A 12661-nucleotide genomic window follows, 5' to 3' on the forward strand; every position below is an offset into this window, starting at 1 on the left:
TAGCATGACAATAGTTAGCATGCTAACGTTATTGTCGAAGCCAACGAAAGGACACGAACATGCGTGTAGCGGTCATCGGCGCCGGAATCGGTGGGCTCACTGCAGCGGCGGCATTGCGCGCCAACGGTATCGACGTCATCGTCTATGAGAAGGCGCACGAACTGCGCGAGGTGGGCGCGGGCGTCGTCGTCGCGAACAACGGCCAGCGCGCACTCGATGCCGTGGGCCTTGGCGATCGGGTACGGGAGGTCGGCACGCATATCGAACGCACCGTGTGGAGCACCTGGCACGGAGAAGATGTCCCGGTGCCGCCTGCGTGGCCGTCGGTCACCCCGGGACGCCCGGTGACCTCCCTGCCCGTACACCGCGGCGAACTACAACAGGCGCTGCTGGGCGCACTACCCGCCGGGGCCGTCCACCTCGGGCGCCCCTGCCAGGACGTGATCGAAACCGCCGAAGGAGCCCGCATCGTCTTCGCCGACGGCTCCGAGGAGCACGCCGACATCGTCGTCGGTGCCGATGGCATCCACTCGGCGGTGCAGCAGATAGTCGCAGGCCCCGTTGAGCTGTCCAGCGAGGGCATCATGGCCTACCGCGGTTTGATTCCCGTCGAACGCCTCGACGACTCCGTCGACCTCCAGCGGATGCAGATGTGGCTCGGCCCTGGGCGCAGTTTCCTCATCTATCCGGTCTCCCGAGGGCGGTTGCTGAACATCGTGGCCTTCACGGCCACCGATCTCGATGCCGAGGAATCGTGGACGGCACCGGGTGATGTGCGGGCCCTCGCGGCGGAGTTCGCGGATTGGGCACACCCCGTTCCGGCCATTATCGACGCACTTCCAGAAACCTTCCGGTGGGGACTTTACGATCGAAAGTCGTTGGGCCGATGGTCAACTGACCGCATCACCCTTCTCGGCGACGCCGCGCACCCGGTAACCCCGCATCTGGGCCAGGGCGCGAACATGGCGATCGAGGACGCGGTCGTGCTCGCCACCGTTCTCGCGGGCGCTTCGGTGGCCGATGTCCCCCAGCGGCTGGCCTTGTACGAGTCCCTGCGGCGTGACCGCACAAGTCGTATTCAGCAGAACGCACGCCAAGCGGGCGCGATCTACCGCGCCACCGATCTCAGCGCCCAGGAGCAAGCCGCCGGACTCACCGCGATCCTGGCCGGTGATTGGATACCCGACTACGACGCCGCCGCGGCGGCCGAGGCGGCGTTGGCCTCGCTCTAATCCTTGGTGAACTCCTCACCCGTCTGCGGATTCACCGCGACCTCACCCTCGGGGAGGTTGGACAGATCGCCGGCGATGACGGTCTGTTGCGCCTCGACCGCATCGGGCACCCCGAAGTGGGCGGTGGCCCCGGCCGGAGCCAGCACCAAATCGGCGCTGCGCCGCGGCAACGTCTCCCCCAGGAAGAACGGCGGCGCGGCCACCCGCCACAGCAGCATCACAACCACGCCGAGCACCAGCGCGCCGATACCGACCACCGCCACAGCTCCGTATCCGAAGACGGTGACGTTGTTACCGGCATCATCGATGAGCCAGTCGGGCTTGGCGTACTGAATCAGTCCGTAAGCGAAGATGACCGTCAGCGCGATTCCACCGAGCAACGGGATCGCACCTCGCATCATGAAATTGCGAGCACTCTGTGTGAGCGTCCGACGGTAAAACCACACACACGCGAAGCCGGTGAGCCCGTAGTAGAAAGCAATCATCAGGCCGACCGATCCGATCAGCGCGGTCAGCAGGTTGGTGCTGATGATCGTAAAGAGCACGTAGCACGCGATCGAGACCGCACCCATCGCCACGGTGGAGGTGGTCGGCGTCAAGTACGTGCGGTGGATCGAGGCGAACGATTCCGGTAGGGCCTTGTAGACACCCATCGACAGGGTCGTGCGGGCCGTCGGCAGGATCGTGGTCTGGGTGCAGGCCGAGGCCGACGTCAGGATGGAGGCGGAGAGCAAGAGCATCCCCACATGTCCGAGGAAGCTGTCACCGAACAGTTCGGGACCGATAGCCGCGAACACATCCGCCGCATTCTCCTGATTACCCAGGCCTATCCCCTCCGTGCCGACTCCCGCGAAGGCCACCGCGGCCACACTGACCAGCGCGTAGGTGGCCAGCAACAGGAAGGTGGACAGCACCGCGGCGCGCCCGGGCGTACGTCCGGGGTCATCGGACTCCTCATTGCAGGCCACCGCGGTATCCCAGCCCCAGTAGATGAAGATCGTCGTCAATACTGCCGGTGCGATCACGGTGCCGAAGTCCAAGCCCCCGGGCCAGAACCAGGACAAGGACGGCAGCAGCGAGTAGGCCTCGGCGTTATGGGTGTAGACCTTGATCAACGCGATGATCGAGACGACGACCAGAACAACCATCTCGACCAGCAAGAGTCCGTACTGCAAGCGCACCGAGACTTCGATACCGCGGTAGCAGATATACGTCATGATCACGATCCACAGAACGCCCGCCACTGTGGACCACAGGGTGCTGTCAGCCAGACTGGCTGCCGCCGACCAGCCCAGGTCGCCGACGAAGGTGAACGAATAGGCGCCCGCGATCTGGGCCAGGTTGGCCATCACGATGACGTCCGCGGCGATGATCCCCCAGCCGCCCAGCCATCCGACGATCGGCCCGAAGGTGCGCGACGCCCAGGTGAACGTGGTCCCGCAGTCCGGTTCGGCCTTGTTCAGTTCCTGATAGGCCACCGCGATCAGATAAATCGGGATGAACGAGATCAGCACGATGGCGGGCGCCTTGACGCCGGCGAGCAGGGCGCCGCCGCTGGCGACGATCAGCCCCAGGGTGGCGGCCAGGCTGTAGGCCGGTGCCGTGGACGCCAGCCCGACGACAACGCTGGACAGCAGCCCCATCGCGCCGCCCCTGAGTCCCTTGCTCTCGACGGGGTTATCTGAGCTCATACGCGTCTCCTCGCTTGGCGGACTGCGAGCAGAATACGTTTTCCGTTGACATTTCGCCCATCAAGAGCGGAATTCGTCATGAAATATCGGTTTCGCACCGGATTCGGCAACAATGTCGTCGCCTCATCGGCGCACTGAACCGCCGCCGAAACTACGGGTTACGCCGCACTTCTGTCGCCGACACCAAATATCACGTGTCGGCGAGAGTGGGTGATCTAAGCGAGTGGGTTCGTTCCGTTGAGGAACACCCAGATGGCAGCCGCGGCACCCAGGCCCAGCAGCAGCGCGGCGAAGGAGCCCACAAACGGCCTGCGGGCCCAGCCCCTTCCGGCGTCAAACCCGTACCGACCAGGGCCTACGAGGATCACCGCGATGAGCGCGACGATCATCAACAGCTCGAACTCGTGCCCGTCGGGCCAAAAGATCGCGTACCGGTTCGCCTTGTCGGACACCATGTCAGACAGCAGCACATTGACCATGAAGGCCAGCCCGGCCGCCCCCGCCAGCGGCGTCAGCAGACCGAGAATCAGCAGTACCCCGGCGCCGAGCTCTGCGGTGACACCGACATAAGTAAGGATGTCGGCGTACTTGAAGCCGCGATCAGTCAGCGTCGATTCGAAACCATTGAGGCCGGTGCCGCCCCACCAGCCGAAAACCTTGCGCAATCCGTGCGCGATGAGCACCGCGCCCACGCCGACACGCAGCAACAACAGTCCAAGGTCTTGGGTGCCGCGACGGTCGCCCGTCGGGTCTTGGGTGCCCCACGGCGCAGCATGTCGCGCCTGCACCGCCTCGGAAGATATCTGGGTGGTGGCAGGTTCGGCATAGGGCAGCGGCGCTGGATCGTACAACGGTCCAACCTCTTTCACGTCGTGGGAGCTCGTCAGCTTTTCCCCCTGGTAATGCGGGATTGCCGTGGTCTCGAAATCGCCGCCATAGGTGGCCGACGGCACATCGTCTTCAGGGTCGACCAGTTCGGGCGGCTTACGCCACACCTGCGGATCGTCCGAATGACCGGTCACGGCCCAAGAGTAAGTCCATTGGAGGCCTGAATGTGGCGAGCAACGCCGTAAGGTCCGTAATCTTGCGGGCATGCTCATTCGCTGCCGGAGCCGCAGGGCCGGCGACATCCGGCCAAATCCCACGACGGGACCGACCAATGAGCCATCGGGGAGAAGACTGATTGTCGGTTCGGTGGCGGCGTTGGCCGGGACGGTGACCCTGCTCTCGGGTTGCGTGCGGTTCGATCCCACCCAGGATCAGCCGTTCACCGAGGTCCCCAGCCGCGGGATTGCCCAGACCACGACCACCCCGCCGCCACCGTTGCCGGGTAAACCGTTTCCCAAGCAGTGCGCCGCCGACGGCGTGATGCAGGGATGCCTGGAAGCCACCAGCGGCCTCATCATGGGCAGCGATGGCAAGACCGCTTTGGTCGCCGAGCGGGCGACGGGTGCCGTCAAAGAGATCGCGACGAGCGCCGAGCCGAAGGTGAAGACCACCATCCCCGTCGACCCCTCCGGGGACGGTGGACTGTCCGATATCGTGCTCTCCCCCTCATACCAGCAGGACCGGCTGATGTACGCTTACATCAGTACCCCCACCGACAACCGGGTGATCCGCATCGCCGACGGCGATGTGCCCAAGGACATTCTCACTGGAATTCCGAAGGGCCCCAACGGTAATGCCGGATCGCTGGCGTTCATCAGCCCCACCACGCTGGTGGTCCAGACCGGCACCGGCGGTAATCCGGCCGCAGCCAATGATCCGAACTCGCTGGCCGGCAAGGTGATCCGCATCGAACAGCCGACCACCATCGACCAGGCCGCACCGACCACCGCCATCAGCGGCCTCGGCGACGGCGGATCGATGTGCGTGGACGCTGCTAACGGCGCGCTATACGTCACCGACCGCTCCCCCGTCGGCGACCGGCTACAAAAGCTGACCAAGGACGGCAAGATCACGACAGTCTGGACCTGGCCCGACAAACCCGGGGTGGCGGGCTGCGCCGCGTTGGACAGCTCGGTGATGGTCAACCTGGTCTTCAACCAGACCACCGTCGTGGTGCGCCAGAACCCGGAGACCGGCGCGGTCACTGGCGATCCCGAAGTGCTCCGCCAGAAAGAGCAGCACGGTCACGTACGCGCGCTCAAGCTCTCGGCCGACGGGAACGTCTGGGGCGGTTCCATCAACAAGGACTTCGGCACCGCCACCCCCACCGAGGACGTGGTGTTCCCGCTGTTCCCGAAGGGCGGCGGATTCCCCCGCGCCAACGACGACCTGGACTAATTCCTCGCCGACTGTCGACTTTTCGCGGTGCTCACTCGCACTTTGTCGCGAGAAGTCGCCAGTCAGCGTGTGATTACGCCTGGCCGCAGGCCTTCAGCACCAGATCCTTGACCAGCGCGGCATCCGCTTGCCCCCGGGTGGCCTTCATCACCGCGCCCACGATGGCGCCCGCGGCCGCCACCTTGCCGTCGCGGATCTTCTGCGCGACATCGGGGTTGGCCGCCAATGCCTCATCGACGGCGGCCTGGATCACCGAATCGTCGCGCACCACGGTCAACCCGCGGGCGGTCATCACCTGCTCGGGCTCGCCCTCTCCGGCCAGCACACCGTCGACCACCTGGCGCGCCAACTTGTTAGACAGCTTGCCGTCGTTGATCAACGCGGCAACAGCGGCCACCTGCTTTGGCGTGATGGGAAGCTCAGCCAGCTCGACCTCGCGCGAATTGGCTTGCTGGACGAGGTAGTTGCCCCACCACGAACGCGCCTCCTCGCTGCTGGCCCCCTCGACGACGGTGGCCTGTACGAGTTCGACGGCGCCGTTGTTCACCAGGTCGCGCATCACCTCATCGGAGACGCCCCATTCCTGCTGAATGCGCCCCAACCGCAGCCAGGGCAGCTCGGGCAGGGTGCCGCGTAGCCGCTCGATCAGCTCGCCGCTGGGCGCGACGGGTTCCAGGTCGGGCTCCGGGAAGTAGCGGTAGTCCTCGGCCGTCTCCTTGCGGCGCCCCGCACTGGTCGAGCCGTCCTGCTCCAGGAAGTGCCGGGTTTCCTGAATGACGTCCTCACCCGCATCCAGAACAGCTGCCTGGCGGCGCATCTCGTAGCGCACCGCCACTTCGACGCTCTTGAGTGAGTTGACGTTCTTGGTCTCGGTGCGGGTGCCGAACTGGTCGGCGCCGGTGGGCATCAGCGACACATTCGCATCGCAGCGCATGGACCCGTGATCCATGCGCACATCGGAAACGTCCAACGCGCGCAACAGGTCCCGCAGCGCCGTGACGTAGGCGCGGGCGATCTCCGGAGCACGTTCCCCGGTGCCCTCGATGGGCTTGGTGACGATCTCGACAAGCGGCACGCCCGCCCGGTTGTAGTCGAGCAGGGATTCGGTGGCCCCGGAGATGCGGCCGGTCTCGCTGCCGATATGCGTCAGCTTGCCGGTGTCTTCCTCCATGTGGGCGCGCTCGATCTGCACCCGCCAGGTGGTGCCGTCTTCGAGCGGGACGTCCAGGTACCCGTTGAACGCGATCGGCTCGTCGTATTGAGAGATCTGGTAGTTCTTCGGCTGGTCCGGGTAGAAGTAGTTCTTGCGGGCGAACCGGCCCCACGGGGCGATCTCACAGTTCAGCGCCAGCCCGATACGGATGGCCGATTCGACGGCCTTCTCGTTGACCACCGGCAACGAGCCCGGCAGCCCCAGACAGACGGGGCAGATCTGGGTGTTCGGCTCCGCGCCGAATGTGGTGGGGCAGCCGCAGAACATCTTGGTGGCCGTGGACAGTTCGACGTGGACCTCCATGCCGAGCACCGGCTCGTATCGGGTCAGCACATCGTCGTAGTCCAGCAGTTCTGTCATGCTGCGATCCTAATAGGTCGGCTTTGCCGCCCGAGGGCTGAGCTGGCCCTACCCAACAGGCCCCTCCGTCGAGCGCATACCGCACGGAGGTGAATCGCGTGCATCATCCACACCACGTATGCGCTCGGCGAACCTGCCCGATCAGCCGAAGAAGGCCGCAGCGTCCTCGTAGCGGTTTTTGGGGACCAGCTTGAGATGACGGGTGGCCTCGGACAGGGGCACCCGTCCGATGTCCTGGCCCCGCAACGACACCATCACCCCGTACTCACCGGCATGGGCGGCATCCGCGGCGTTCACTCCGAATCGGGTGGCGAGCACCCTGTCGAACGGTGTCGGGGTGCCGCCGCGCTGCACATGGCCCAGCACGGTGGTGCGCACCTCCTTGTTGATGCGCTTCTCGATTTCCACACCCAGCTGCTGCGCCACTCCGGTAAACCGCTGATGCCCGAACTCGTCAATTCCGCCGTCGCGTAACTCCATTGAGCCCTCGGCCGGCTTGGCGCCCTCTGCCACCACACAGATGAAATGCGAATCCCCACGCTGGAAGCGGCCTTTGATGAGTCGACACACCTCTTCCACGTCGTACGGCACTTCGGGGATCAATGTCATGTGCGCACCGGAAGCCAGTCCGGAGTGCAGGGCGATCCAGCCCGCGTGCCTGCCCATCACTTCCACCAGCATGACGCGCTGATGCGATTCGGCCGTGCTGTGCAACCGATCGATGGCGTCGGTGGCGATGGTCAGCGCGGTATCGAACCCGAAAGTGACATCGGTACAATCGATGTCGTTGTCGATCGTCTTGGGCACCCCAACCACGGGGACATTCTCGTCGGCGAGCCAGCTCGCCGCGGTGAGCGTGCCCTCCCCACCGATCGGGATCAGCACATCGATCCCGTTGTCGTCGAGGGTCTGTTTGATCTGGTCCAGCCCGGCACGCAGCTTGTCGGGATTGGTGCGGGCGGTGCCCAGCACCGTGCCGCCCTTGGTCAGCAGCCGGTCGTTGCGGTCATCGTTGGCCAGCTGGATGCGCCGGTTCTCCAACAGACCCCGCCAGCCGTCCTGAAATCCCACGACCTGCGAGTCGTAGCGGTTGGCACAGGTCCGTACGACCGCCCTGATGACGGCGTTCAGCCCGGGACAGTCGCCGCCACCGGTAAGCACTCCGATACGCATAGGCCCCATCATGCCCGTGACATGGCCGGGCGGCAGCGCTACGACGCCTTCGGTGGACGCTGCGGGGCGCTCAGCGTGAACCCCGCCCACACATCACGGCGGTCGACGCCGAGGTTCTTCTCGACGCATGTCACACGGTCGAAGACCATCACCGGCCAGTCCGGTCCTCGGTATGCCGGCCAGTCCTCGCTCGGAACACCGTTGCGCGCGAACGCCACCCAGCGCTCTTGCACATCGTCGACCACCCGCGAGGCATCACGATGAGTAAAGCTCCCCGCCAAGAGCGGTCCGGCCGGACCACGGTAATTGCCGAAGACCGCGAGCAACTCGGTGGCATGCGAGCCGTTCAGGCCGGCGGCCCGCACGGGCCAGGGCGCATAGTCGAACTGGTACACGTAAACCGGTGCGAATTGCTGATGCGCCCGGGCGATCCGCCACACCGAAGAGGTAAAGAACATGTCTCCAGCCAGCCGCAACCGGGCTTCCTTCGATGGATATCCCGGGTAGGCGCCAACAATCCGCTCGAGATACCCAGGGCCTCCGCGCGCAAGAATCTCCAGCTGTTCGGCTTCAGATAGCGGCATCACCTTGATGGCCTTGGTGAAAAGCCTGGCTTCATCGGCGTTACTTCCGATGATCAGCGGAACTCGTTGCGCATCACCGCGTTCGATGGCATCGACGGGAGCGCTTGGCAAGTAGTCGCCATCGACCGAAGGCCCGAATGGAAATCCACCCTCGGCGATCAACTTGCGCTGTGCACGCAGGAGCTGCCGCGGCGAGGCGTTCATGACCGTCTCGGCAGCGTTATCAGGGCCAGCCCCAAGCAGTTCGGCGAATCGCCGGGCCTCATGCGCGATCGTGTCGGCGCCGGCGGCCAGGCCACTGGCGGTGCTTTGGATGATCGCGCGGTGGAACAACCCCGCGGCGGCGGGGGTGGTCATCAGCGTCTCGACGGCGCTGGCGCCGGCACTCTCGCCGAAGATGGTCACATTGTCCGGATCTCCGCCGAAGGCCCGGACATTGTCGCGAACCCACTGCAGGGCCAGCACGAGATCACGCAGGTAGACGTTACTTTCGATGACGTGCTCGGCATCAGACAGCGAGGACAGATCGAAGGCGCCCAGCGCCCCCACGCGATAGTTGGCCGACACATAGACGCATCCGCGACGCGCCAGTATCGATCCCTCGTAGGGAGGCGAGGCACTGGCACCGAGGAAATACCCACCGCCGTAGATGTAGAACATCACCGGTAACGGACCGTCGGGTAGTTCCTCCGGCGTCACCACATTGAGTGTCAGACAGTTCTCGCTGCGACGTTTCTGCGGGGTGAACACCTTGGGCTGGTAGGGCACCGCACCGAATCTCGTGCAGCGCCGGACGCCCTCCCAGGGCTGCACGGGACGCGGCGCCTTAAGCCGCAGCAGCCCTACCGGCGGTTCGGCATAGGGGATTCCCCGGAAACGGCGCATTCCACGCCGCACAAAGCCTTCAACAATGCCGCTGTTGACTTGCACTCGCTTCAGCGCCGCTGCCACGGATGCCAACCTAGCTCCCGCCGCGGGTGGTCACCGCCCCGGGCGCACTGCCGTGGGGCCTGGCCTGGTTGTCACGATGGTGGCCTGCGGTGGCGCGTTCCCCGGATCAGGCGCCGACGACAAGTGATTGTCGCCGGGAGCGAGACAGTCGGGCTCCGTCGATCCGCTGCACGCGGCCGGTTTCACCTGCACTACCGCCTGCGGGGCCTCGATGCGGCTCGTCACCACCACTCCAGCCAGAACGGCCGCGCATGCACCGGCCGCGGCCATCCGACGTATCGACATCCTCGTCATGCCGGTCACGCTCGCGGCAAGACTGTGCTGGGGCGTGTCTTTGTCTGCGGGATGGTCGCCCGCGGCACCATGTTGCCGGGGTTCGGTCGCGCCGTCAGATGAGGATCGCCGGAGTGATCGCAGGTGGTATCGGTCTGCACCGAGCACTGGATCTTCGTCTGCGGCGTCGCGGGAACCGATTGCGAAATCGCCAACGCCGCCGGCACCGCTGCCACCACGCTGACGGCGATCACTGCACCACTGCACCTGGCCATCATATGCATATATGCAAATATGACAGCTCTTGCTGCCCCGGAAGGGCCGGATCCCTACTAATTGCCTGTGAATCTCTACAGTGCGGACGGCAGCGGCCCACGCGCCGTCTCATACGCCGCCCCGACCCGATACAGCCGGTCGTCGGCGAGGGCGGGCGCCATGATCTGCAGACCCACCGGCAGCCCGTCGTCGGCCGATAGTCCCGAGGGCACCGACATTCCGCAATGCCCGGCCAAATTCAGCGGCAGGGTGCACAAGTCGAACTGGTACATGGCCAGCGGGTCATCGACCTTCTCCCCCAACCGGAACGCGGTCGTGGGCGTCGCCGGGGTGACCAGCACATCCACCTGTTCGTAGGCCTGCTCCAGGTCGCGCTTGATCAGGGTGCGCACCTTCTGTGCCCGGCCGTAATAGGCGTCGTAGTACCCGGCCGATAGCGCATAGGTGCCGATCATGATGCGCCGCTTGACCTCTGGGCCAAAGCCCGCGGCCCGGGTGAGCGCCATGACTTCCTCGGCGCTGTGCGTTCCGTCGTCGCCGACGCGCATCCCGTACCGCATGGCATCGAACCGAGCCAGATTGGAGGACACCTCCGACGGCAGGATCAGGTAGTACGCCGGAAGTGCGTATTCGAAGTGCGGACAGGACACCTCCACCACGTCGGCACCCAACGCGGTGAGCTGCTCGACGGCCGCATCGAAAGACGCCATCACACCCGGCTGGTACCCATCACCACGCAACTGTGAGACCACACCGACGCGTACGCCCTTGAGGTCGCCGGCAGCCCCGGCACGAGCAGCGGCCACCACATCGGGGACCGGTTCGTCGACCGAGGTGGAGTCGCGCGGGTCATGTCCGGCGATCACCTGGTGCAGCAGTGCGGTATCCAAAACCGTACGTGCACAAGGTCCACCCTGATCCAGCGATGACGCGCAGGCCACCAGGCCGTACCGCGACACGGTGCCATAGGTGGGCTTGACCCCGACGGTGGCGGTGAGAGCCGCGGGCTGCCGGATGGAGCCGCCGGTGTCGGTACCGATGGCCAGCGGTGCCTGGAAGGCGGCCAGCGCAGCCGCGCTACCGCCGCCCGAGCCACCCGGCACGCGCTCGGTGTCCCACGGATTGCGGGTGGGGCCGTAGGCGGAGTTCTCGGTGGAGGAGCCCATCGCAAACTCGTCCATATTCGTCTTGCCCAGGATCGGTATCCCGGCCTCACGCAGCCGAGCGGTCACCGTCGCGTCGTAGGGCGGAACCCAGTTCTCCAGGATCTTCGACCCACACGTGGTCGGCATGTCCCGGGTGGTGAAGACGTCCTTGAGCGCCAGCGGCACACCGGCCAGGCCCGATGCGGGCTGATCGCCACGTGCGATGGCGTCGTCGGCATCCTTGGCCGCGGCAAGGGCCTGCTCCCCCGCCACGTGCAGGAATGCGCGGTAGGTCTCGTCGGTACTGGCGATCTGATCCAGATGCGCGCGAGTCACCTCAACCGATGACACTTCGCCGGAATGAATCAGCGTCGCCAGCGATGCTGCATCCTGCCTGATCAGGTCGGTCACTCTTCTTCTCCCAGGATCTGCGGAACCGCGAAACGCCCCTCGGCCACCCGAGGAGCCTGCGCCAGCGCCTCATCAGGGGTCAGGCAGTCGGCGATCACATCCGGCCGTGTGACATTTACCGCATCAAGCGGAGAACTCGTCGCATCGACCTCGTCGAGCTCATCGGTGGACACGGCACTGATCTGGCTGACGTGGCCGAGGATCGCGTCGAGTTGCCCCGCGTATCCATCCAGCTCAGCGTCGGTCAGCGCAAGCCGGGCCAATCTGGCCAGGTGCGCGACCTCGTCACGGGATATGGCGCTCACGGCTAGATAGCCTAGAGGGCGGCCGTACCTGACCTGTGCCACAGTGTTGGACGTGCCGTCCTATCTGCTGCGCTTACAACTTGCCGACCGACCCGGAAGTCTGGGATCGGTCGCCGTCGCGCTCGGCACGGTGGGTGCGGACATCCTGTCCCTCGACGTCGTCGAGCGCGGTCCCGGGTATGCCATCGATGACCTGGTCATCGACCTGCCACCCGGTTCCATGCCCGACTCGTTGATCACCGCCGCCGAGGCCTTGAACGGGGTGCATGTGCATTCCATCCGCCCGCACACCGGGCTGCTGGAGGCACACCGCGAGCTGGAACTGATCGACAGAGTGGCCGCCGCCGCGTCATCCGCCCGCCTGGAAGTGCTCGCCCAGGAGGCCCCGCATGTGCTGCGCGCGAACTGGTGCACCGTGGTGCGGCAGGAAGGCAGTGGCTTCATTCGGGTGGCGGGCAGCGCCGGTGCCCCGGAAACACAGGCCACCGCCGCCCCGTGGCTACCGCTGAGCCGGGCCCAGGTCCTGGAAACAGCTGCCGAATGGGTACCGCAGCTGTGGAAAGACATGGACACCACGCTTGCCGCCGCGCCACTGGGGTCCAGTGACACCGCCGTGGTCCTCGGCCGTCCCGGCGGCCCGGAGTTTCGGCCCTCGGAGGTGGCCCGCCTCGGCTATCTGGCGGGGATCGTCGCCACCTTGGTGCGATAGCGGCCTGTTCACAGGAACGGCACAGCCAATTCCCTGAGTCGCCCTGCACACT

12 protein-coding genes are annotated in these 12661 nt (G+C 65.6%); 3 read left to right on the forward strand and 9 right to left on the reverse strand.

Features of this window, described 5'->3' with window-relative positions; all coding sequences use genetic code 11:
• Positions 1-59 precede the first annotated feature (59 nt).
• Positions 60-1232, forward strand: a complete 1173-nt coding sequence (locus tag HBA99_RS16785) for an FAD-dependent monooxygenase (RefSeq protein WP_070952216.1) — start codon at positions 60-62, stop codon at positions 1230-1232.
• On the opposite strand, the gene HBA99_RS16790 is transcribed toward HBA99_RS16785, so the two are convergent.
• Both HBA99_RS16790 and HBA99_RS16795 read right to left on the reverse strand, forming a co-directional pair.
• Positions 1229-2923, reverse strand: a complete 1695-nt coding sequence (locus HBA99_RS16790) for an APC family permease (protein WP_057966961.1) — start codon at positions 2921-2923, stop codon at positions 1229-1231. The two genes, HBA99_RS16785 and HBA99_RS16790, sit on opposite strands and share 4 nt — an antisense overlap.
• 215 nt (positions 2924-3138) lie before the next feature.
• Positions 3139-3945, reverse strand: coding sequence for a DoxX family protein (locus tag HBA99_RS16795; RefSeq protein WP_030094128.1), 807 nt, complete (start codon positions 3943-3945; stop codon positions 3139-3141).
• A gap of 70 nt (positions 3946-4015) precedes the next feature.
• On the opposite strand from HBA99_RS16795, the gene HBA99_RS16800 reads away from it, so the two are divergent.
• Positions 4016-5209 carry a PQQ-dependent sugar dehydrogenase gene (locus HBA99_RS16800; protein WP_081347699.1) on the forward strand — a complete coding sequence of 398 codons (1194 nt, stop codon included), beginning with the start codon at positions 4016-4018 and terminating at the stop codon, positions 5207-5209.
• 73 nt (positions 5210-5282) lie between these two features.
• Here the strand turns inward: HBA99_RS16800 and gatB are convergent, their stop codons facing one another.
• The 7 genes from gatB to gatC form a co-directional block, all read right to left on the reverse strand.
• A complete protein-coding gene (gatB, locus tag HBA99_RS16805; RefSeq protein ID WP_057963711.1) occupies positions 5283-6782 on the reverse strand; it encodes an Asp-tRNA(Asn)/Glu-tRNA(Gln) amidotransferase subunit GatB in 1500 nt (499 codons plus the stop codon).
• 141 nt (positions 6783-6923) lie between these two features.
• A complete protein-coding gene (locus HBA99_RS16810; RefSeq protein WP_030094131.1) occupies positions 6924-7955 on the reverse strand; it encodes an ATP-dependent 6-phosphofructokinase in 1032 nt (343 codons plus the stop codon).
• A gap of 38 nt (positions 7956-7993) precedes the next feature.
• Positions 7994-9490: a carboxylesterase/lipase family protein gene (locus tag HBA99_RS16815; RefSeq protein ID WP_070952214.1), complete on the reverse strand. Its 1497-nt coding sequence runs from the start codon at positions 9488-9490 to the stop codon at positions 7994-7996.
• Positions 9491-9520: 30 nt separating this feature from the next.
• Entirely contained in the window at positions 9521-9784 is a 264-nt protein-coding gene (locus tag HBA99_RS16820) for a hypothetical protein (RefSeq protein ID WP_131822829.1), read from the reverse strand.
• 5 nt (positions 9785-9789) lie between these two features.
• Positions 9790-10017, reverse strand: a complete 228-nt coding sequence (locus tag HBA99_RS16825; protein WP_234798084.1) for a hypothetical protein — start codon at positions 10015-10017, stop codon at positions 9790-9792.
• A gap of 96 nt (positions 10018-10113) precedes the next feature.
• Positions 10114-11595 carry an Asp-tRNA(Asn)/Glu-tRNA(Gln) amidotransferase subunit GatA gene (gene gatA, locus HBA99_RS16830; protein ID WP_070952213.1) on the reverse strand — a complete coding sequence of 494 codons (1482 nt, stop codon included), beginning with the start codon at positions 11593-11595 and terminating at the stop codon, positions 10114-10116.
• Entirely contained in the window at positions 11592-11900 is a 309-nt protein-coding gene (gatC, locus tag HBA99_RS16835; protein ID WP_030094135.1) for an Asp-tRNA(Asn)/Glu-tRNA(Gln) amidotransferase subunit GatC, read from the reverse strand. The genes gatA and gatC overlap by 4 nt, the downstream gene beginning before the upstream one ends.
• A 43-nt stretch (positions 11901-11943) precedes the next feature.
• Between gatC and HBA99_RS16840 the strand changes: the two genes are divergently transcribed.
• A complete protein-coding gene (locus tag HBA99_RS16840) occupies positions 11944-12609 on the forward strand; it encodes an ACT domain-containing protein (RefSeq protein ID WP_030094136.1) in 666 nt (221 codons plus the stop codon).
• Positions 12610-12661 lie beyond the last annotated feature (52 nt).

The sequence above is a fragment of the Mycobacteroides chelonae genome (assembly GCF_016767715.1).
GTDB lineage: Bacteria > Actinomycetota > Actinomycetes > Mycobacteriales > Mycobacteriaceae > Mycobacterium > Mycobacterium gwanakae.

What these genes read in the sequence shown, in the direction of transcription:
- HBA99_RS16785 (WP_070952216.1), top strand. Translation starts at nt 60, where the DNA reads ATGCGTGTAGCGGTCATCGGCGCCGGAATCGGTGGGCTCACTGCAGCG.
- HBA99_RS16790 (WP_057966961.1), bottom strand. Translation starts at nt 2,923, where the DNA reads ATGAGCTCAGATAACCCCGTCGAGAGCAAGGGACTCAGGGGCGGCGCG.
- HBA99_RS16800 (WP_081347699.1), top strand. Translation starts at nt 4,016, where the DNA reads ATGCTCATTCGCTGCCGGAGCCGCAGGGCCGGCGACATCCGGCCAAAT.
- gatB (WP_057963711.1), bottom strand. Translation starts at nt 6,782, where the DNA reads ATGACAGAACTGCTGGACTACGACGATGTGCTGACCCGATACGAGCCG.
- HBA99_RS16810 (WP_030094131.1), bottom strand. Translation starts at nt 7,955, where the DNA reads ATGCGTATCGGAGTGCTTACCGGTGGCGGCGACTGTCCCGGGCTGAAC.
- HBA99_RS16820 (WP_131822829.1), bottom strand. Translation starts at nt 9,784, where the DNA reads ATGACGAGGATGTCGATACGTCGGATGGCCGCGGCCGGTGCATGCGCG.